This is a genomic window from Hyphomonas sp. (assembly GCF_036964145.1).
Taxonomy (GTDB): Bacteria; Pseudomonadota; Alphaproteobacteria; order Caulobacterales; family Hyphomonadaceae; genus Hyphomonas.
On record NZ_JBALUC010000001.1, the window covers coordinates 167,602 to 188,388 of the forward strand.

Sequence of the window (20,787 nt, forward strand, 5' to 3'; positions counted from 1 at the left end):
CTGCTCAATGCGGGAGTCAGACTACAACCTGCTCGGTCACCCGGATGAACTCGCTCAGGCTGTCCACTAGCTCATCTGTAAACAGGCCGTTTTTACTCGTCTTCTGGGCAACAGATTCAAGCGAGAAGGCGGCTTCTGAGACTTCACCGAAGCCAAAACTGCCGGCGGTGCCTGCGATCGAGTGGCACAGATTCCGGATTTCTGTGAGGGCTGTCCTGCGGTCTTCCTGGTTCAGGATTGTTGCAAACTCGGAAGGTATGCCTGCCAGATAGTCCTTGTATTTGAGTTTTAATTTCTCGAGCGGGTCATTAGCAAGAGGTATCGGCTCGGTCTCGGAAACAGGTACGGCCTTTGTGGGGGAAAGCGAGGAGATCAGCGCATTAAGATGCATGATATCGATCGGCTTGGCCGCGTGGTCGGTCATGCCGGCCGCGACACATTGCGCGATCTGGTCCGGAAGCACGTTCGCCGTAAGGGCCACAATAGGCAGGTTTCGCGCAGGTCCTGGCAGGGCCCGGATCGCCCCCGAAGCGGCGATGCCATCAAATTCTGGCATTTGGACATCCATCAGGATCACGTCATACATGTCGCCATTTCGCAGCGATGCAAGTGCTTCGTGAGCGGAGAGAAATCCGTGGACTGAGTGGCCAAACTTTCCGAGTCCAATTTCCAGCAGCTCCAAATTCATGGAGACGTCATCGACGGCCATTACTCGCAATTTTCCTGCAGGAAGGCGCGACGATATCGGTCCGTGGGAGTCCTGCACAGGCAAGACCGCCGGCTTGTAGGGCAGAACCAGTTTTGCGACCGTGCCTTCACCGAGTTTACTCTCCAAATGAAGTTCCCCACCCATAAGGCGCGCCAGGGAGCGGCTGATAGACAAGCCAAGGCCTGTTCCGCCAAATTTACGCGTGACGCTGTTATCCGCCTGCTTGAAGCCCTCGAACACGTTATCCAGCTTGGATTCCGGAATGCCGGGACCTGTATCGGTGACGTCAATTCTCAGGTGTCCGTCTTGAATGGCCGCGTGGACCTGTACAGAACCTTCCGCGGTAAACTTCGCCGAATTGCCAATCAAATTGGTGAGTATCTGCTTCAACCGCACCTCGTCGAGATAGGCTGCCTGGCTTTCAACGTGGGACGTCATGGGCACGGTCTTGCCGTTCCGGCCCGCATGTACAAGGTCGATCGTCTCCTGGACGACACGGGCAATATCGACAGCACGCTCCTCCAGTTGAACCCGTCCGGCTTCAATTTTTGAATAGTCCAGGATGTCGTTGACAATATCGCGCAGCAAGTGTCCTGCAGACATGGCGCGAGAAACAAATAGTTTCTGCTCTTGATCGAGGGATGTTTCGCCCAACAATTGCGTAAAGCCCAGAATACCGTTCAGGGGAGTGCGGATCTCGTGACTCATATTGGAGAGGAATTCAGCTTTCGCTTTGCCTGCGGCCTCAGCGTCAGCGCGCGCTTCGGCTAGAGCCTGTTCGCGCTCCTTACGGTCTGTGATGTCGCGGAAGGTCGAAATGATTTCACGTGCGTGACCATCGCCCTCCTTGATTATTTTCGGATTTCCTTCGAGCCAGATGATGTCACCATTCTTGTCTCGTGCTCTGAATTCTCTCTGTGCAGATGGGTCGATCTCATTACTTTTGAACAAATCCTCGGTGATCTCGGTGGCATATTTTCGATCTTCCGGGATTGTGAAATCCAGCGTTGAGAGACCAATAGCGTCCTCCGGTGAGATACCCAATATTTCGCAGGCCGGAGAGGCATAAGTGATGATTCCATCCATGCCAAACTTGACGATAATATCGGTCGAATTTTCGGCAAGGGTTCGATACTTGGATTCACTTGTGGCGAGGGCTTCCATCATGGTCTGTTCGTCAGTGACATCCTTGAAGACGCCGAAGACGCGCTCGACCTTTCCAGTCTCGTTTGTGAGATAGTCCCCGATTGACCGCACCCGGCGCCTTTTGCCGTCCGACTTCCTCACGATAGTTGCTTGAAATTCCCACCCTTGTGCCTGGCTGACCGCGCGCTGAACCAGACCGCGGACCCGGTCGCGATCCTCCTCTGCATAGAACATGATGGCGTCGCCATACATCGGATTGAATTCTTCAGGGGTTACGCCGTGTATTGCATAGACTTCCGGCGACCAAACCACTTCCTGTGTGAGGGGGTTAAGGGTCCAATGTCCGACGCCTGCCATACGTTCGGCGAGACGCGCCTTTGTCAGCATTTCCTGCTGCTCGCGGGATTTGCGTGTCAGTCGTTCCCGAGAGCGTTTGATGTGGTTCACAAGACGACGACGGTCGGAAGCGGCCGCGCCGATCGCGAGCCCCAGAATAGAATTGGTCGCCAGGAACAATTGCAGAGCCAGAATTTTGGAGGTGAAGTCAGAGGACATCAGGCTGATCGGACCCGTTCCCGCCAGTGTAAACGGCAGGGAAATGGCTGTGATCATGAGCAGCCCGATGGCCGCTGCTTTTACTCCCCCGCTGAAAGCCAGAAATACGAGAGCGGGAGGGACAAGGAAGAGAAAAGGATAGTCGCTCTGTGCAAAGACGAAGAAGGTCGTGGCGCATAGTAGTCCGAGTTTGAGAATGTACTGAATGTCAGGGGCTGTGCTGACGAATTTCCGGGATCGGTCTGCCAGGGACCAGATGATGGGCGCGAACAGGATGATGCCGAGGAAATCTGCTGAAAACCATAGAAGTGCATCGGGAAGGATGACCTTTTCGCCTGTGGCCGACAATCCCATCCCCGCAACGAAGGACGATAGGAGGCATCCCACAAAGGCACCCACAACCAGCGTGGACATGCCAGCGAGGCTGATAAAGCGGATCTTGCGCCGATTGGTGAAGATGTAGGCTACGAAGCAAACTTCGGTCAGGTTGGCGAGCGCCAGAACGGCCGCGCGAAGCATATCGTCCCCGGCGAAACGATTGGCCAGGAACAATCCGGTTACCATTGAGATGAGAAGCGAAGCCCAGCTCTTTCTGGGGGTTTTCAAAAACAGGATAATGAGTATTGCATTGACCGGCCAGATGGTGGCCACGCGTCCGGCACCTCGTGTGAACTCAATCATCGTGGCTGCCATGACGAAGACGAGTACCCCTACCCCAAGATTCCGGGCGAGCGAGACAAGAGGGGCTCGAAGACGTGGGAATCGTCCGAAGGGTGTTGGAATGGCCGGGTCTGGATGGGACATGGATCAAATCTGCAATTAGGATTGTTCGTATAGAGGTGCACACAGAAGATATGGTGGGATTACGCACCACCAATCGTAGAATGAATCACCTGAACGCTGAATGCCGCCAAGCTTACAGTTTCAAATTAGAACAAAAACAAGGCAAGACTATCTTAACACGGGTGAGGCGAGCGGAATGGGACGCTCAGTAGGCCGGTCGAGAGGTTCGTATCTGGTCATGTCAACACGCCCCAACTCCTGAGGGCGGCGAATATACCCAGGGATTGGTAGCGATATCATCAGCGTCCGTCTTCCTGCGGCGACTGCAAGTGAACTGCGGATTTGTGTGGAAACTTGTTTCAATTGAGTTTAGGTCATCAATTTTCCCGCATTGGGCGAAATTTCTTTGTCGAAATGATCGGGCGCGCGGTTTGCTGTAATCCTCAGGTTGAGATGCGGGACGTAAGAGGCTGAGATGTTTTCCGATATCGTATCTTCAGAACTCAGATCCTTGAGATCCTATGCCCAGCTCCTGCTGGGGACGACCGATGAGGGCGACCAGGCTGTTTGTGACGTTCTGCAAGGACTGATCGAAACTGCCACATTCTCTGATATGGGCGGTATGGACCGCACATCCTTGTTTCAACAGCTCGACGAAGCGCTCTACCCTCTGGCTCAGGAGCGTATGGAGAACGAGTGCACCCATCCAATTTTGCATGAATTGACGCTTATCGAGCGCCGGGTGTTGTTATTGTGCATTGTGGGTGGCTTCAATATTCCAGAACTGTCTCGTATCACTGGCTTGCATGAGCCAGAAATCAGGCAGGTGCTCGCCCGCGTACAAACGGTTGTCCATGCGGCCACGCGAACGGGCGTCCTGATCATCGAAGATGAGCCTCATATGGCGGAGTTGCTATCTGTTCTGGTGGAGCAGACCGGTCATTGGGTGGCAGGAGTCGCTCACACCCGGGACGAGGCCGTAAAGCTTGCAGGCGAGCAGAGTTTCGGGCTTATACTATCGGACATTGAACTTGGCGAAGAAGTCTGTGGCAAAATGGCGGTCACCACGATTCGCGAGACGCTCGGCTATGATGTGCCCACCATCTATATTACCGCGCACCCTGAGCGACTTGAAGATGCGGGATCTCCCGGACGGGACGGACTCGTTCCCAAACCCTTTGATATCTGGCGAGTTCGGGAAGCGGTGAATCGCGCGATCAATATTCACATGTCCATCTTCGCCTGAGGGGCGGAAGAATGTGCGCCGTTCGCTAAAGGTCCCGTCTAGGGCGTTAGCATGTCATTCCGTAGATCGCTGTTCGTGGACGCGATCTTGACGCTGACAATGTAGGCTTTCTCGTTTTCCATGTTCGCCAGGATAAGTCCGGCCTGATCGCTCGGGATGAGACGAAGAAAGCCGGCTGCGAACCCTGCATCCATCTGGTTGAAGATACCGGCCGCCTGGTCTGGCTTCATCGCCCCATACATCTGAGCAAGGTGCTGGATGTCCTGATTGGCGGCCTCCGCCATGCGCTGCCATCTGTCGTCCAGCTGCTGCTGAATGACCTTTAGATCCTCTGCCTGCTGGTCGAGTTCCATCTTGCGGTTCTGGAAGTGTATTTCTTCTGTCCGCAGGTCGGAAATTCGCTGTTCAATACTTTTCTGGTCCTGTTCCATCGCTTCGACAAGGTCGCCGGTCAGGCAGACCTTCCTGACCATATCGGAATCATCAACGTAGCTCTTGGGAAGCGCGTCGGCTGGACGGCTGCTTAGGGAATCAGCCCCGGTCGTTGCAAAGGCCTGCGGTAACCAGCGTGTGCCGCCTGCGATCGTGAACAGGACCCCGATGGTGAGAAGAACGTGTGTGCGCCCGCTATTCTTTATGCCCATAGCTCTCATAAACCCTTTTGGTCTTGGCCTTGTCGTCGTCTTCGAAAAGATAGTCTGAACTGTCCAGACTGGAGGCAACCCGGTTGGCAACGCCTTCCAGGCGTGTGGTAAGTCGTGTGATCTCAGCGACCCGGTCGGAGGATTGTGCGAGCGCATCGCGCATGGTGCCGCGAATTTCCGCGTCGGCAGCCTGGATGCGGCGCGAGGTTTCGCGGTCCTTCATCTCGAGGGCGTCTTTCAGCTCGGTGAGTTTCTTGCCAGCCTCGTGCGCTTCGGTAAGGATTGCGGTCAATCGAACAGCGATTTCTCCGGATTGAGCCTGCGCCTCGTGTTTCGCGGAGGACACGGCAGCAACTGATTCGGACATGGCCCGGATCGAGGCGCCGAGCCCATCCTTGGTATTCTGCAGGGCTTTCAGCCGCCGGCTGAGCAAGGCGCAATACAGGCACGCCGCAAATGAGACGAGGAAGAGCGCGATGTCGGAGGGATCGAGAGGCATCATCTCACCGTAGTAGGAATTCGGTTACGAGCACGCCGTGCGACGTGTCCGCACCGAGCACGATTTCGGATCGCATCGCAAGTTGCTCCCTCATTTTGGGATAGAAGTCGGCTGATTCGAAGTCCGACAATTGAAGCGCCCGCAGATAGCCGACAAACGCATCTACCAGCATGGGTTCGGCTTTCTTGACAGCCCCCATATGGCTGCTGTCGGAAATTACAGACGTCTTGATCTTCACGTAGCGTGTGGCTGGCTCGTTGCCGATCGTGACAAGGATTTCCTGCAACTCGACATAGACGTGATCCTCCAGCGCGAGCGGGACATGCGCCGCCGTGCCGTTCGCGCCTGGTGTGCATGCGAGGGCCGCAGGATTCGGGCTGGGCGTTAGAAAGTATACGACACCGAACGCGCCAGCCATGCTGACGACAGCCAGGACGACTAGAGGGATCAAGCCACCGCCGGACGACTTTTTCTCAAGAGGCTCTGTGTCTGAATCTGTAGCCAAGACCACACCTTTGCAAAAAATGCCGCTGACAACGCATATTAATTTCTGGGTAAAGGAAGCGTTAATGATTTCGGGGAAAATGTTAACTAATTGATTGGGGCGTTGGGATCGGGGTTTTCTGGCCTATGAAATTGTTGGACACACTGAAGGCGCTATCCATGGCGCAAAAGCTCGCACTTGCAGGCGCGCTAGCCGGTGTGGTGATTGCCATGACGATGCTGATGCAAGGCGCCGTCAAACAGCCTATGGGATTGCTCTATGCCGGACTCGATCCGATGCACACGGGCGAAGTGATTGCTGAACTCGAAAAACGCGGAGTCGACTACGAGATTCGTGGCGAGGCGATCTTCGTTCCAAATTCCGAACGTGATTCGGTTCGCTTCTCGCTCGCAAAGGACGGGCTGCCGCAACAATCCGTGCAGGGATACGAACTACTGGACGATGTGAACGGCTTCTCGGTCACGTCGGAAATGTACAACGCGACCTATTGGCGGGCCAAGGAAGGCGAACTGACCCGAACCATCCTGGCCATTCCGGGCGTGTCGTCGGCGCGGGTGCATATCGGGGCCAGCCTGCGCTCCGGCTTTTCAAGGTCAGGCCCGTCACAGACAGCTTCGGTGACTCTGGTATCCAGTAACCGGGTCAGCGCCAGCCAGGCGGAAGCGATCCAATATCTTGTCGCGCTCGCTGTGTCGGGTCTTGAGCCTACCGATGTGGCTGTGATCGATCCAAAGCGTGGTCTTCTGGCCGGGCCGAATGTCGACCGGATGGAAGAGCCTGGTGTGATGGCGGAGGGCCAATCCAGCCAGTTGGAACAGAAGATCCTGCGTCTGCTTGAAGCCCGAGTCGGCCCGGGCAATGCGCGCGTATCTGTGACGGTAGATGTCAACCGCCAGCGCCAGCGCGTCTCCGAAGTCGTGTTCGATCCGAACTCACGCGTTATTCGCAACCGCACCAGCAATGACATCAGCGAAGCAAGTGGTGGTGGCGGAGGAGGTGGCGGCGTGACGGTCTCCAGCAATTTGCCCCAAGGGGCAGGTGGCTCAGGTGGCGGCAACAGCACGGTAAAGAACTCCACCGAAAGTGTCGTTTACGACATCAACGAAACTCGCCGGGAAACCGAAACCCTGCCGGGGGAAATCGAACGCATTTCGGTCGCTGTGTTGCTCAACGAGCAAGTGCTGGGCTTTGATGCCAATGCCGAGGATTCGGCGCCGCTGATGCGCAGCCTGGTCTCTGACTTCGAACAGCTGATCCTCTCGGGCGCGGGCCTGAACGCGGATCGCGGTGATTCGCTGACGGTGGATTTGATGCCGTTCCAGGAAATGGAAGTCGAGGAGCTCACGCCCGCTCCCGGCCTCGTCGAGACGCTGACCGAGCGCTATTTCTGGTCCGCCCTGCAGGCGATCCTGCTCGGCCTTGTGGTGATCGTCCTCGGTTTTGGCGTCGTGCGGCCCTTGCTGTCCCAGGGCCCGAAATCCGGTCTGGATACGGCGGTCGGGGCGGCCGCTGCTCCCGCATTGACGAACGAAGCCCCGGATGCGCTGGACTATCTCAAGGATTATACGCGCGAGCGTCAGGATGAGACGGCCAGCCTGCTTCAGGAATGGTTGAACGAGGACCGGAAGGCGCTAGTCAATGAGTGAGTCGCCGTTCGCCAACCTTCCGAGATTTGATCAATCCCCGGACCATGTGGCCGGGGCTATGAGCATCGGGACTTCTGCGCCGCCGGAAGAAAGTTCTCAGGATGTGATGCCTGAAGAACCGGTCGAGATTGTACCGGAACTTGATCCGAACGTGGAAATTCTGCTTAAGCGCCTGTCGGACGAAGTCGAGCGTACCAATGAGCGGGTGCTGGCCCAGACGACATCATGGGTAACGGCGATTGCAGAAAGGCTGTTTCCGGAATTGTCGAAAACCTTTCTTGCAGAGGAAATCGGCCTGCAATTGCCGAGCCTGTTGCCTGAATCTGCAAATCGTGTGGAGATTACAGCACCTGAACCCCTCGCAAATGAAATCCAGGACATTGTGCAGCGCTCAAACAAACTTGCCAGTCTGTGCGCGGTCTCTCCGGCCCCCGCTTCTGCACGTCAGGATGTGGAAGTCTCGTGGGTTACCGGAGGCGTGTCCCTGGAATTCGACGGATTGCTGGAGGCCTGCATGAGCCGACTGCAATCCATTCAATCGCACCAAAAGGAAACATTGTGATGGCAATTCCTGAAATGACGCCTTCGGATGAAAGCATGGTTGAGCAGGATGAAGCCCTGCCGGGCGGCAAGATCTCCCGATCCATCTACAATGTTCCCGTCAATGTGATCGTCTCGATTGGACAGAAACGGCTGACCGTTTCCGAAATCCTCGACCTGAAGCCGGATTCGGTCATCGCACTTTCAGCCCGGATCGAGGACCCTGTCTCCTTGTCAGTCGACAACCGGCTCATCGCGCGCGGTGAACTGATCGAAACGGAAGAGGGCGGCCTGGGCGTGAAGATCACGGAGATCGCGGAGGATCCCGATGCCGCGGGGACTTGAACATCTGCCGCGCCTTGCGGGCGGCTTGTTCATACTAATTCTCCTGTACGTCGTGTCGGGGGCAGCCTACGCGCAATCCGTCGATCCGGCGCAGATTTCCATCCCGGACGGATTCCTCGGCAATGGTGGCGAGGGCGGGTTAAGCGGGTCTGTGGTACTCCTGCTGGTCCTGGTGACCGTACTTAGCCTTGCACCGGGCATCGCCATGATGGCGACTTGCCTGCCTTTCATGATCATCGTGTTCTCGTTCCTGCGTCAGGCCATCGGTGTGCAGCAGGCGCCACCAAACATGCTTATCATGGCGCTCGCCATGTTCCTGACCTTCTTCGTAATGGAGCCCACCTTCATGGAGGCGTGGTCTACGGGTATTTCGCCCTACATGGAGGGCACGATCGACGAGGCCCAGGCCTGGACGGCCACAACGACGCCCTTTCGCGAATTCATGACCGCGCGCGTCGATCCTGAAACCATTCCCGTCCTTGCCGATGCCGTGAACCGTCCGGTGGTGGACGGGGAGGAGCCCACATTTGCCCTTCTGTCGACGGCCTTCATGCTGTCCGAGATCAAGCATGCCTTCCAGATCGGCTTTGTGATTTTCCTGCCCTTCCTTGTCATCGATCTGGTCGTGTCCTCTGTCCTGATGGCAGTTGGTATGATGATGGTCCCGCCGACCGTGGTTTCGCTACCGTTTAAGGTTGGATTCATAGTTCTGGCCGATGGCTGGTTGAAAATAACAGAAGCACTTCTGCGAGGGTATGCCGGATGAGTTCGGTCGTTGAATTGAAACAACCAGCTACACGGCAAGCCGTTGCCAGAACGGGCGCACAGGCTGGCGCCCCGGGTATGATCACACTGACGCGCGCCCAGAAGGCTGCAGTGGTGATCGCGATACTCGGTGAAGCCGAGGCGCGCCCCATCGTGGAGCGCCTTGACGACCAGACCATGGCGCAAGTCGCCGTTGCCCTTGAGACGGTCTCCAAACTCCCGCGTGAGCAACTGGTCGAAATCGCGGTCGATTTCCTCAAGGAATTGCGCGCGGCAAGCGGATCGTTTTCAGGCGGCCAGGACAAGGCCCGCGAAGTCATCGCCAATATTCTCGACCAGAAGCGCTATGACCAGATCTATGGGATAGGCGAACCGCAAGAGGAAATTGTCGTCGAAGAAACGGGCGATACGTGGGAGCGGCTGGAACGCCATGACCCACAGCAGGCGGCGGCATATTTCCGTACGCTGACCCCCAACATCATCGCGCTCATCCTGCGAAAGCTGGATGTGGCGGCGGCCTCCGAGATTGTGGGCTTCCTTGATGATGACCAACTCGATCCAGTGGTCGGTCATCTTGTTGAAGATGAACCTCCGGAACCGGAAATCTATTCCGTCTTGGCCCACATGGTCGAGATCGAATTGCTCAACAATACGAGCCCGGAAGCCGGAGCGGCAGAAGACACGGCGCACCTTGAAGTGATTGGTGAGATGCTAAGCCTTGTGCCAAGCGACAAGCGCGACCGGATTCTTGCGTTCCTGAACAGTGAGCATGAGAGCAAGCTGAAGAGCATCGAACGCGTCATGTTCACCATTGGCAGTCTTCCAGAAATTCTGCCGCGCGAAGCCGTGGCCGTGGTATTCCGCGAATTGGGCGATGAAACCATGACTCAGCTTCTCGCAAGTCTGCGGGAGGGTGGCGCCGAAGTGTCGGACTATCTGCTGAGCAATATTTCATCGCGCCTGGCAGACCAGTATCGCCTTCAGTTGGAAGACGTGCCGCAGGTCTCGGCGGAGAAAGCCGAAAAAATCCAGCGTCAATTTCTGATGTCTCTGATGACGCTCAAGCGCGAGGGTGCCATCAAGGTAGGAAAGCCTGAAGAAGACGAATAGGCTCCAGGCCATTCCCACGACAATCTGGAAAGGGTCGGCCCGCTCTAGCGGATGATAAGGTCCGCGTGCAGGGCGCCGGCAGCCTTCATCGTGCGGATGATGTCGGCAGTTTCCTGCGGGGTCACGCCCAGTGCGTTGAGGCCCGAGATCAGTTCCGAGAGAGAGACATTCGGGTTCAGCATGGCGATATTCTTGCTGCCGGTCTGACCAATCGTAATGCGTGAGCGGGGCAGGGCGATCGACTCCCCCCGCGCAAATGGGTTCGGTTGGGACACGACCGGGCTTTCCACAACCTTGATAGAGATATTGCCTTGGGCAATCGCCACCTTGGAAATCGTCACATCTTCGCCGAGGACGATGGTGCCGGATTTCTCGTCAATTACGATGCGGGCCGGAACCGATACGCTGACAGGCAAATTCTCGATATCGGCAAGGATGCGAGAGGGCGAGCCCTCAATCCCGCGCAGGTCCAGATCGACAGTGCCGGGATCGCGGGTATAGGCAACCGGCGCGCCATAGGCTGAATTGATGACATCCTCGATCCGCGCGGCGGTCGTGAAGTCCGGATCGCGCAGGGCGAGGGTGAGGCTGTCGCGATCATTGAAATCATACCCGATCTCGCGCTCAATACGCGCCCCATTCGGAATGGCGCCGGCGGTCGGCGTGCCGCGGGTCTCACGGGCAGCCGCAGCCTGCACATCTATACCGGATACAATGATGCTGCCCTGGCCTACCGCATAGACTTCATTGTCTGCGCCCTTGAGCGGGGTGAGGATGAGCGTGCCGCCTTCGAGACTTTTGGCATCCCCGATGGAAGAGACCGAGATATCAATGGTCGAACCATTTCGCGCAAAGGAGGGCAGGGTCGCCGTTACCAAGACGGCCGCGGCATTGTTCGGCTTGATGTCCTCGCCTTGCACGTTCACGCCAAGGCGTTCGAGCATGTAGGTAAGGGAGTCTTCGGTGAAGGGTGAATTCCGGACAGAATCGCCCGTTCCGTTCAGGCCGACTACGATGCCGTAGCCGATCAGGTCATTCTGCCGGACACCTTCGACATCGACCACATCCCGTATGCGCGTTTGGGCTTCGGACGAGGAAGGCACTCCGATAAGGCTGAAGCAGAGTGCGGCAATGAGAAGTGTTTTCCGAAGCATCATGTTTAGCCCAGATAATTCAGGAGTGAGAGTTGAGACAGGCGTGCTGTGATCATGTAGGAGGCCTCAAGCGTTGTCTGGAGCGACTGCAGCTCGGTTGCGGCTTCATATTCGTCGCGCGCGGTCAGATTGTTGAACGACGCATTCAGAAGTGTTTCTTCCGTGTCGAGTGTTTTCAAGCTGATGGCGTTACGCTCTTCGTAAACACCCAGGTCGGCGCGCAAATTCGTGATTTTTGTTTCACTTGCCGACAGGCTCAGGGATGTATCCTTGACGAGGTCTGAATAGCCGCCCAAGGAAGCAAGGCTTCCCTCCGGACCGGAAATGGCCAGAACCGCGAGATCCCTGATAAGGGACTTGATAGCGGCATTATCGGCTGTCACGCTTTCAGCGTCAGACGCTGTCGGACTGCCCTTGTAGATGTTTTGCAGCCAGCCCCCGGTGGGAGAGCTGAAATAGTCATCTAGCTGCGTTTTGAAATCTGCTGCGCCGGTGGCTGTGTCTGCAATCAGTTCGAGGTCGGATAACAGAGCGGTCTGGTCCGGGAAGGGCAGGGTGGCTGTGGCGTCTCCTGAAAACAGGAAGCGGTCGCCATATCGCGCATTCAAGGAAGACAGAGTGGCGGACAAGGCAGTCTTTGCATCGCGGGCGGCGATGCCGATTTCCGTTTCATGCTCGCCGCCGATCGCGCTCAACATGTTCGCGGCAATGCCGCTGGAGCTGTCCTGAACTGTGCCAAGGCTCGTCTGAATCAACGACAAGCGTGTCGCACGAAGGTTCAGGACTTCTCGATCCGTGGAAATGTCTGTCAGGGCCTTCTGGCTTAGCATCGCCTTTCCGATTCGGCCGGACAGGTGAAGTGTAAGGTCTTCATACCGGCCCGTGGTGGCTTCGGTAGATGTCTGGCCAATCTGGGAGCGGAGCTCAGAAATGTGCTGGCTGAGGCTGGCCGTCATGAGGCCGGAAGAAATAGCAAAGCGGTCCATGTCAGATATCCATCAGCTTTTGCATCATCTGGTTGGCGATTTCGATTACTCGCGCATTGGCGGCATAGGCTTGTTCGATGGACAGCAGATCCTGCATCTGGCTGTCTATGTCGACCCCGGTTTCCGAGAGTTCGGCCTCCATGAGCAGGTCATGCTGAGTCGAGGCCGAGGAGAGTACGGATTCATGAGAAATACGTGATTGCCCGGTAATGGAGGCCACGTGCGCGACAAGTTCTGCCGCGGAAAAACTGCCCTGGATGCCGTTCGAATCGATGGACTGAATTTTGGTGAAGGCATCAGACATGGCAGAGAGAATCGAATTGTCCCCCGGTGGACCTTCGACGGCGGCGCCCACGCCATCCCTCAGGCGCCAGAGGCTGCCGCCCTGGCTCGGGTCAATCAGGGCGTTTATGTCGATCCGTCCGGCCAGGCCGGGGGCGCCCGGAGTGCCCGTATCGACGAAGAGGCCGAAATCGCCGGGAGTTTTCGTGGGATCAATGGAGTCATTCGACAACCGGGTAACCAAGTCGTTTGCAACCGTATCCAGTTGCGTCCCGAAGGCAGGCAGGTCGGTATCACGCAATGTGAAGAGCGCCCCGAACATGCCGCTGGACACGGCCGCATAGCTTGATGCGCCGGGCGTCAGGTTCTGGCCGTCGATCGTCAGACCGGATAGAGTGCCGCTGTCCAAGGTCATGTCGGCGCCGAACGAGTTGGCTGGCGAAAATTCGAGTTGCTTGGCTTTGCCAGCTACCAGATAGACGCCCTCTACGGTGATAACGTCTATTGCGCCGCCTGCGCGCGGAACCACCTCAATGGGCAAGTATTCCGCGATCACGTCGAGCGTTCTCTGACGCTCGTCCATCAGCGCGGCGGCTTGAGACGTTGACCCGTCAACGCCGACCAGCAAGCCGTTGAGCTCTTCAATCTGCTTGAGAGCCTTGTTGACGACATTGACGCCGTCAGCAATTTCACGATCCGCTTCCGAACGTTGCTGGCTCACCAGTTTCGAGAGGCTGTTCAGCTCGGCTACGACCGCGTTTGCCGAGTCAAGCAGGGCGGCAAGCTGGGTTCCGGATTCGGGAGACGTCACAGACGCCGACAGGGCCGCTTCAAACTTGGAGAACTTGCTGAACAGGCCGGTGCCTTCGGCGTCATCTCCAAGGCGGGAGGACAGCACCTGCCATGTGCTGGACATCAGACTGGCTTGCGCCACATCGCTGGAAAGGGTCCGCCGCTCGGCGGTGAGCGCGGCGTCCGCAGACCGGGTGACGCCGGTCGCCGTGACCCCGCTGGTCCGTCCTCCAACAAGCGTCTCGCCCAACAACACAGAACGCCGGACATAGCCCGGCGTTGATGCGTTTGCGACGTTCGTGGCGACAATGTCGGCCCGAAGGCCAGAGACCTTCAGGCCGGATTGGGCCGCGTTGATGGCGTGGGAAATACTCAAAGCAGAGCTCGCCTGTCAGGTGGGTGGATCAGCGCTTCAGATTGGTTGTTTCCTGAAGCATCTCATCAACGGTTTGAACGATCTTTGCGCTGGAAGAATAAGCGCGCTGCGTTTCGATCAGATCTGTCAATTCCGCAGCGATATCAGTGGTGGATTCCATCAGAGCGTAGCCCTCGATGCTGCCCACGGGACCGGTGCCTGCGTCCCAGAGATAGAGGTTTCCGCTTTCCGCAGAGACGCGGAAGGCCTGGCCGTCCAGTGCCTTCAGGCCGTTCATGTTCGGAACGTCGCCAACCGGAATCTGGTAGAGCGTACGGCGGAAGCCGGTATTGTATATCGCCTGGAGGTATCCATTCTCGTCTATCTCCACCGATTGAAGGTCGCCTATCGGCGCGCCATCCTTGCTGACCGAGGTCGGCGAGAAATTGGCGGAGAGCTGAGTGATACCAGCGCTGTCATTCGGTCGACCTATGAACACCTCGACATCACCGTGGGGCAGATTCAGCGTTACGGTGCCGGTCGTATCATCATAGGTCGCGCCATTGGAGGCAGTTACACCACCAGTGTCGATACGACCGCCATTGACGGCGCTGTCGGAAAAGTTGACGGACAGATCGCCAATTGAAACGGCTGGGTCGCCAGCGCTATCGAATATCTCCACCGACCAGGCGTTGCTGGATCCTGATGCGGGAACGTTCGGACTGAATTCCAATGACAGTGTTTGGGCGCGACCCAGATTGTCGAAGTACTCTATTGGCAGAGTGTAGCTCTCACCTGTTCCACCGGCTGTGGTAGCATCGGCCGGAAGGTTTATGCCGAGTTCGATGCGGGATGTTGGAGAGGCAGTATACTGGGATGCCGCAATGTTGACTGGCTCGAGGTCGGTACCACTATTACGGCTGACATTGCCGATTTCTCCGTCGGAGTTCGCAGGCCAACCAAGCAGGAAGAGCCCGCTCTGAGTCCGGAGGTTGCCGCTTTCGTCCGCGTAGAACGAGCCCGTTGGAAGCATCATCAGGCTGCGCTCCGACGAGAGCGAGTTCACGCCCGTATTATCCGTAACCGGAACTAAACCTCGGCCCGAGACCGCAAGGTCAGTTGCGTTGCCGGTAGAGATGAGCGATCCCGTTGCGGCAATGTCCTTGAAGGCTGTAACCCGGACGCCGCCTGCGGCGTAAGCAGAGGACTGCTGTTGCAGAACCATGCTCGAGAAATCAACCTGGCTACGTTTGTATCCATACGTTGATGAGTTGGCGATGTTATCGGAAATGGCGGAAAGGCGGCTTGAATTCGAGTTCAGCCCCATCACACCCGCATTAAGGGATGAAGAAATGCTCATGGTCGACTCCTACGACAGATGTGGCTCTATCAGTGGAGTGCATTTGTTAATAAGCAGATAACCTTGATTCACCTTTGGGGTCTTGATCCGTCAGGATGATAATCGAGATGCGCCGGTTCTGGGAGGCCGATGGATTATCCGGGGCAAGGGGGTCAGTATCGGCGCGGCCGGAGACCTCGCGGAGACGCGACGGCATCATGCCCTGCTCCAGGAGCAGTTTGCGAATGATATTGGCCCGGTCCGTGGACAGGTTCCAATTGTCATAGTTCGCATTCAGACGGTATTGCAAACTATCGGTATGTCCCACGATCTTGATGTCATTTCGAAAGGCGTCGAGCGAGCCGGAGATCGATGCCAGCAATTCCTCCAGGAGTGGGGTCGGGTTGCTGCTGCCCACAGCGAAGAGGGGGGAGCTATCAGAGTCAATCACTTCGAGTACCATGCCTTCAGGAGACATCTTGATCAGAAGGTGATCGGACAGCCGTTTCGATTTCTGGCTCAGTTCTTCCCGAAGATTGTGGAGGTTCTCCGCGATCTCCTGCGTGTTGGCCTCGGCGCCGGATTTTGCATCATCCTTCGGGGCGTCGACTGTTTGCTGACGCGTGCCGCCGGTGCCCATCTTGGCATAGGTGTCTTCCGTGAACATGGATGAGCCGTTCAGGCCGTCCGAGCCGCCGCCGGAAATTCGACTGATCGGAATGGTCGGGTTGAAATAGTCGGCAATGCCTTTGCGTTGTTCTTCCGTAGTGGCGTTGAGCAGCCACATCAGGAGAAAGAACGCCATCATGGCGGTGACGAAGTCAGCATAGGCAACCTTCCAGGCGCCGCCATGATGGCCGTCAGCTTTGACCACCTTCTTGCGCTTGATGATTATAGGTTGCGTGTTTGCCGATTTGGGATCGACCATTTGGAATCCGCCCTGAGTTCAAGAATGTCCGTAATATCAGGGCTAAATCAAATTACGGATAATCCCGTCAGGTCGTTTGGTCTGGTCTTGGTAACCATTCAGCAACCAAATTACTGAAATCCTACCAGACGGAACTGGGATTCAGAATTGTGGGCTCGTTGTGTCGTCTGTGCTACAGAAAAAGATAGGGGCTGGAGGAGGGTTACCTCCGTCCGTAGGGCAATGCGAAGCCCTATGGGGCATGCTGTCCCTCGCCATTGGCCAATGGGCGCAGGAAGTCTACGGCTTAACCATCGTTCCCACGATTTCTAGCCGCAAAGTCCTAACAGGGAACGAATCGGCTGTGGGTTTTGAGGAATCCTATGCATTCGTTTCGGCCTCGGAGGCCGAAGGACCAGTTGTTGCCGTTGCGATCAATACGCCCGGGGCCCGCAAATATGCAGCGACGCGGCTACGGCAGGACGCCAGCAGCCTCAAGAACGCCCCTGACCTGTTTCTCCGACTGATGTCCGAGCATGCGGCGCGGGCGCTGTGGTTGCGCATGGGGGCGTCGGCCACGAAGCTGGCCCCTGCCGCTTCCTTGCGTCTGGCCGACTTTTCCGCATCCGGCGACACGTTCGGCCAAGACACAACCTATCTCTGCCTCCTCTACACATTGGGCGGTGACGGCGGCGAGGACAGTTGGCTGATCGAAGGGGATGAAGACACTCCCGAAATCCAACTGGTCTTGAAGATGGAAGACGTAAAGAAAATCGTACGCACGCTTCAGGAAAGTACGGAAGCGCCTGTGTCACAGGATTTGAGTGGCCGAGACGTTCTCCGGAAACGGGTGCGGAGCACCACAGTCGTTCTGGATGCCGTGCTCGACTCCATGTCCATGACAATCGGTGAGTGCTCGCGAATGGAGGTTGGGCAGGTGATCGCGCTGCCCGGCGCCAAGATGGACAAATTGGTCCTGAGCGCGGACACGGTCAGCGGGTCTCTGCCGATCAGCCAGGGCGAATTAGGCGCCTGGAAAGGGTTCAGGGCGCTGAAGTTGCGCTTGCCGGTGGCGGAGAACGTCATCAGGGAAATTGCGGAAATTTGAACAAATCCCCGCTGTCGGCGGAGGAATCGAAGGAGTGTATAGGTGAACGCAATAGCAGGTCTGGTTGTCACGGTGGTGATGGTCTTTGGCGGGTATATGCTTGCCGGTGGACATCTGGATATCATCATGCACTCGCTTCCGTTCGAGATGATGATGATCGGCGGGGCCGCCACAGGCGCCTTTCTCGCTGGCAATGATATGACCACGATCAAGCATGCCGGCGAAGACATGATGGCCGCCTTCAAAGGCCCCAAATGGAAGAAGACGGACTATCAGGACCTGTTGTGCCTGATGCATGAGCTGTTGAACGTCCTGAAGAAGAATCCGGTCGATATTGAAACGCATATCGAGGCGCCGCAGGAATCCGAGATTTTTGCCAGATACCCCAAGATCCTCAAGGACAAGCGCGCGATAGAGATGATCTGTGACACCATCCGTTCCATGATCATGAACTTCGACAATGTTCACCAGGTTGAAGAACTCTTGGAAAAGCAACTGGATAGCCTGATCGAGGAAAAGCTGCACGGGTCGCACGCCCTGCAAAACATGGCTGATGCCTTGCCGGCCCTCGGGATTGTTGCGGCTGTTCTCGGCGTCATCAAGACGATGGCGTCCATCGACAAGCCGCCGGAAATCCTTGGCGGCATGATCGGCGGCGCACTGGTCGGAACGTTCCTCGGCGTGTTTCTGGCCTATGGCATCGTGGGGCCGTTTGCGTCCCGCGTGAAACACATCCGTCTGGAAGAGCACAATTTCTACTCGATGATCGGTGAGGTGCTCGTGTCGAACCTGCACAAGAACCCGGTCAACATCTGTGTCGAGGTCGCGCGCCGACATGCGCCGACACGTGTTCGCCCCTCCTTCAATGAAGTTGAGGAAGCCATTCGGGGGTTGAAACAGGCCGCCTGATGACCCGCCGTCTCCCCCTCCTTGCCGGGCTCGCTTTTTTGGCGGGCTTCTCGGCGTTTGCAGAGGCCCCGTCTGCGGCGGGTGAGGAGACGCGCGCGGCGGAAGCCGATGAGCTTTCGGAACATTTTCGCGACTTCGTAGATGAAGCGATCGGGGAGGGGCTGTTGACCCCTACCGGACCGCTCCCGGCGGCTGAGCCGGTGCCGGTACCTGCGCCCGCGCAACTCTTCCGTGGCCGGCTTGCGCCAGCCGATGCCGCCGCGCCGGTGGAGGTGGATTCCGCATGTATTACCGACACGGTCCTAGACACTCAGCCCTTCGAAGAATTCACCTCGTATGAGGACTTTTTGAACTGGCGCGCAGAACAGGTCGTAACCGGGGGCAGCCTGACGCCCGCAGACGTCGCGATGGCATACATGTCCATCGGCCTGTATGCCGAAGCGCGCTTGCAGGTTTCCAGTATGGAAGATCCTGACAGCCGGTACATCCGGAATCTGACCCACCTGCTTGAGAATGGGGCCGTATCCGAAATTGAACTTTTTGAGCAGGTTGCGGCCTGCAACATGTTCGGGGACATCTGGTTATCCCTCGCACGCCTGTCCTTGCTCGATGAGCAGGGCGTCAACCTTCTCGATCTCAACCTGATGACTTATAGGCGACTGCCTTATCGGCTGAAGATCCGGACAGCATCGCTGGCCGTGCCCTCGCTGGATCGCATGGGACAATCGCTCCTGGCGGAAAAACTGATGGCAGATTTCTCTGCCGAGGAAGTAAGGCGCGCGCCCAGCCTGTCGTTCAATCGTGCGGTCCTCGACCTGAATCAGGGTGGTCCTGAGCGGGAACAAGCGCTTCGCAAATTCCTGCAGGTGCCGGAATTGCGGTCTCAGGCGGCAGCGGTGCTGATGCGGCATGGCTTGCCGGTGGAAGCAGACCTGCAGGAAGAACTGGTTGGGGAGCTTCTTGAAAATGTTCAGCGGTTGCCCCGCGGATCTGACGTCCGAGCCAGCCTTGAAACCATGCTGAAAGGTCCGGGCGAGGTATCGGACTATGAAATGATTTCCGAACTTGCCGAGCTTCCGGCCATGCAGGATCCGGAGACCCACAAGATGCTGGGCAATCAGCTGGTTGCCCGGCTCCAGAAAGATTTTGGGGGCGAAGACCGGCTGGCAAGCCTCGCGGCCATGAGCGCCGTCGGCGAGAACAAGGATATCCTGTCCGGCAATGCCAGTCAGGACAACGTGACCGAGTCTGCCGCCCGGTTCGCAGGAACGCTGGGCCTGATGACGGTCATGACGACCTTGTCTCAGGACATTCGCGAAAGCGAAAGCCTGGTTTCCGGTCGCGCCGCTCTGGCTTTCCGCATGCAGGATTTTGCGAGCCTGCGCGACCTCACCCAAACTCGGCCCGGAAATCCGGACGTCATGCGCTTTGCGGCGATGGGCGCTATCTTGATGAATGACCGGACCTGGCTGGCCAGGGTTGGTTCAAAAGTGGCGCTGGACACAGAAACCGTGGTCGATCTTATCGAAACAGATGCGGCCTCCGGCAACTGGATCCTTCCGGCGGCGGTCTATTCGGCCGCCGAGCGCATCACCCAGGAAGAGTACCGTCTGCGCGTCGACGCGGTCCTGGCATTGAAGTTCGGCAAGGCCGAACCCCGCCTTCAACGCATCAAGCTGAGTCAGATCCCGGAGCATCTTCGCCAGATCGGTTCGGCGCTGGATGCTCATTCTCAGGAGACACCCTGATGTCCAATGCGATTTATGCGAGCCTGACCCGGCAAGACGGCCTTCTGCGAGAGATGCAGGTGATCGCCAACAATATGGCGAACTCAAGCACGACAGGGTTCAAATCCAATCATGCCATTTTTGCCGAGCATATTGCGGCCACGGGCGACGAGTCCGGAAGCTTGTCCATGGGTAGTCTGGCCGGTCACAATTTCGATCTTAGCCAAGGTGCGATGAAACACACTGGCGGGCAGTTCGATCTCGCCATTCATGGTGAAGGCTTTTTCGTCCTGGATACGCCAGCGGGCGAACGGCTGACCCGGGCGGGCGCCTTCCAGCTTTCAGCAGATGGCAATCTGATCGATGCCTTCGGCCACCAGGTTCAGGGCGCAGGCGGCGGCGCAATCGCGATACCCCAGGAAGTGACCCGTATATCGATTGCTCCGGACGGCACGATTTCTTCGGGCGAAGAAATTCTGGGACAGGTCGCGGTCGTCGTTGCGGACGGCGAAATCAATCAGGAAGGCGGCACCATGTTCGCTGCACCAGGCGGCTACCAGCAAGTGGAAGAGCCAGCTGTGGTGCAGGGCACGCTGGAGCAGTCCAATGTCTCCTCCATCCTCGAAGTTTCGCGTTTGATCGAAGTGCAGCGCGCCTATGAAGCCGGACAGTCGCTGATTGAAAAAGAAGATGAGCGGATCAACCAGTTGATCAAGACGATGCGCCAGCTGTGAG

The 20,787-nt window shown here is 57.2% G+C and carries 19 protein-coding genes; 10 read left to right on the forward strand and 9 right to left on the reverse strand.

Annotation, left to right across the window (positions count from 1 at the left end; all coding sequences use genetic code 11):
- Nucleotides 1–16: 16 nt before the first annotated feature.
- Nucleotides 17–3,214 carry a PAS domain S-box protein gene (locus tag V7660_RS00860; RefSeq protein ID WP_335601226.1) on the reverse strand — a complete coding sequence of 1,066 codons (3,198 nt, stop codon included), beginning with the start codon at nucleotides 3,212–3,214 and terminating at the stop codon, nucleotides 17–19.
- A gap of 454 nt (nucleotides 3,215–3,668) precedes the next feature.
- Between V7660_RS00860 and V7660_RS00865 the strand changes: the two genes are divergently transcribed.
- The gene (locus tag V7660_RS00865) at nucleotides 3,669–4,439 is read left to right on the forward strand and encodes a response regulator (protein ID WP_335601227.1); all 771 of its coding nucleotides are present in this window, start codon (nucleotides 3,669–3,671) and stop codon (nucleotides 4,437–4,439) included.
- Nucleotides 4,440–4,477: 38 nt separating this feature from the next.
- Here V7660_RS00865 and V7660_RS00870 read toward each other — a convergent pair whose 3' ends face one another.
- The 3 genes from V7660_RS00870 to V7660_RS00880 are packed head-to-tail and all read right to left on the reverse strand — an operon-like array spanning nucleotide 4,478 to nucleotide 6,033.
- Complete coding sequence (locus tag V7660_RS00870; RefSeq protein WP_335601228.1) at nucleotides 4,478–5,083, reverse strand: MotE family protein; 606 nt, start codon at nucleotides 5,081–5,083, stop codon at nucleotides 4,478–4,480.
- Nucleotides 5,067–5,582, reverse strand: coding sequence for a hypothetical protein (locus V7660_RS00875; protein WP_335601229.1), 516 nt, complete (start codon nucleotides 5,580–5,582; stop codon nucleotides 5,067–5,069). The genes V7660_RS00870 and V7660_RS00875 overlap by 17 nt, the downstream gene beginning before the upstream one ends.
- 4 nt (nucleotides 5,583–5,586) lie before the next feature.
- Nucleotides 5,587–6,033, reverse strand: a complete 447-nt coding sequence (locus V7660_RS00880; RefSeq protein WP_335601230.1) for a flagellar basal body-associated FliL family protein — start codon at nucleotides 6,031–6,033, stop codon at nucleotides 5,587–5,589.
- A gap of 179 nt (nucleotides 6,034–6,212) precedes the next feature.
- Here V7660_RS00880 and fliF point away from each other — a divergent pair, with 179 nt between their 5' ends.
- The 5 genes from fliF (at nucleotide 6,213) to V7660_RS00905 (ending at nucleotide 10,493) form a co-directional block, all read left to right on the forward strand.
- Nucleotides 6,213–7,733 (forward strand): flagellar basal-body MS-ring/collar protein FliF, encoded by a 1,521-nt coding sequence (gene fliF / locus V7660_RS00885; protein ID WP_335601231.1) that lies wholly within the window; start codon nucleotides 6,213–6,215, stop codon nucleotides 7,731–7,733.
- Nucleotides 7,726–8,295, forward strand: coding sequence for a hypothetical protein (locus tag V7660_RS00890; RefSeq protein ID WP_335601232.1), 570 nt, complete (start codon nucleotides 7,726–7,728; stop codon nucleotides 8,293–8,295). Before fliF ends, V7660_RS00890 begins: the two co-directional genes overlap by 8 nt.
- A complete protein-coding gene (locus V7660_RS00895; protein ID WP_335601233.1) occupies nucleotides 8,295–8,618 on the forward strand; it encodes a FliM/FliN family flagellar motor switch protein in 324 nt (107 codons plus the stop codon). The genes V7660_RS00890 and V7660_RS00895 overlap by 1 nt, the downstream gene beginning before the upstream one ends.
- On the forward strand, nucleotides 8,602–9,384 hold the full coding sequence (fliP, locus tag V7660_RS00900) for a flagellar type III secretion system pore protein FliP (RefSeq protein WP_335601234.1): 783 nt from the start codon (nucleotides 8,602–8,604) through the stop codon (nucleotides 9,382–9,384). The genes V7660_RS00895 and fliP overlap by 17 nt, the downstream gene beginning before the upstream one ends.
- Nucleotides 9,385–9,461: 77 nt before the next feature.
- Nucleotides 9,462–10,493 (forward strand): FliG C-terminal domain-containing protein, encoded by a 1,032-nt coding sequence (locus V7660_RS00905; RefSeq protein WP_335601235.1) that lies wholly within the window; start codon nucleotides 9,462–9,464, stop codon nucleotides 10,491–10,493.
- A 44-nt stretch (nucleotides 10,494–10,537) separates the two neighbouring features.
- Here the strand turns inward: V7660_RS00905 and V7660_RS00910 are convergent, their stop codons facing one another.
- The 5 genes from V7660_RS00910 to V7660_RS00930 are packed head-to-tail and all read right to left on the reverse strand — an operon-like array spanning nucleotide 10,538 to nucleotide 16,329.
- The gene (locus tag V7660_RS00910; protein WP_335601236.1) at nucleotides 10,538–11,650 is read right to left on the reverse strand and encodes a flagellar basal body P-ring protein FlgI; all 1,113 of its coding nucleotides are present in this window, start codon (nucleotides 11,648–11,650) and stop codon (nucleotides 10,538–10,540) included.
- Nucleotides 11,651–11,652: 2 nt separating this feature from the next.
- Nucleotides 11,653–12,633, reverse strand: a complete 981-nt coding sequence (locus V7660_RS00915) for a flagellin (RefSeq protein WP_335601237.1) — start codon at nucleotides 12,631–12,633, stop codon at nucleotides 11,653–11,655.
- A 1-nt stretch (nucleotide 12,634) separates the two neighbouring features.
- Nucleotides 12,635–14,083, reverse strand: a complete 1,449-nt coding sequence (flgK, locus tag V7660_RS00920) for a flagellar hook-associated protein FlgK (RefSeq protein WP_335601238.1) — start codon at nucleotides 14,081–14,083, stop codon at nucleotides 12,635–12,637.
- A gap of 28 nt (nucleotides 14,084–14,111) precedes the next feature.
- Nucleotides 14,112–15,422 (reverse strand): flagellar hook protein FlgE, encoded by a 1,311-nt coding sequence (locus V7660_RS00925; protein WP_335601239.1) that lies wholly within the window; start codon nucleotides 15,420–15,422, stop codon nucleotides 14,112–14,114.
- 46 nt (nucleotides 15,423–15,468) lie between these two features.
- Entirely contained in the window at nucleotides 15,469–16,329 is an 861-nt protein-coding gene (locus tag V7660_RS00930) for a flagellar motor protein MotB (protein WP_335601240.1), read from the reverse strand.
- A gap of 241 nt (nucleotides 16,330–16,570) precedes the next feature.
- On the opposite strand from V7660_RS00930, the gene V7660_RS00935 reads away from it, so the two are divergent.
- The 4 genes from V7660_RS00935 to V7660_RS00950 are packed head-to-tail and all read left to right on the forward strand — an operon-like array spanning nucleotide 16,571 to nucleotide 20,786.
- A complete protein-coding gene (locus V7660_RS00935) occupies nucleotides 16,571–17,416 on the forward strand; it encodes a FliM/FliN family flagellar motor switch protein (protein WP_335601241.1) in 846 nt (281 codons plus the stop codon).
- A 42-nt stretch (nucleotides 17,417–17,458) separates the two neighbouring features.
- A complete protein-coding gene (motA, locus tag V7660_RS00940) occupies nucleotides 17,459–18,325 on the forward strand; it encodes a flagellar motor stator protein MotA (protein ID WP_335601242.1) in 867 nt (288 codons plus the stop codon).
- The gene (locus V7660_RS00945) at nucleotides 18,325–20,073 is read left to right on the forward strand and encodes a hypothetical protein (RefSeq protein ID WP_335601243.1); all 1,749 of its coding nucleotides are present in this window, start codon (nucleotides 18,325–18,327) and stop codon (nucleotides 20,071–20,073) included. The genes motA and V7660_RS00945 overlap by 1 nt, the downstream gene beginning before the upstream one ends.
- On the forward strand, nucleotides 20,073–20,786 hold the full coding sequence (locus tag V7660_RS00950) for a flagellar hook-basal body complex protein (protein WP_335601244.1): 714 nt from the start codon (nucleotides 20,073–20,075) through the stop codon (nucleotides 20,784–20,786). Before V7660_RS00945 ends, V7660_RS00950 begins: the two co-directional genes overlap by 1 nt.
- The last annotated feature ends 1 nt before the right edge of the window (nucleotide 20,787 follow it).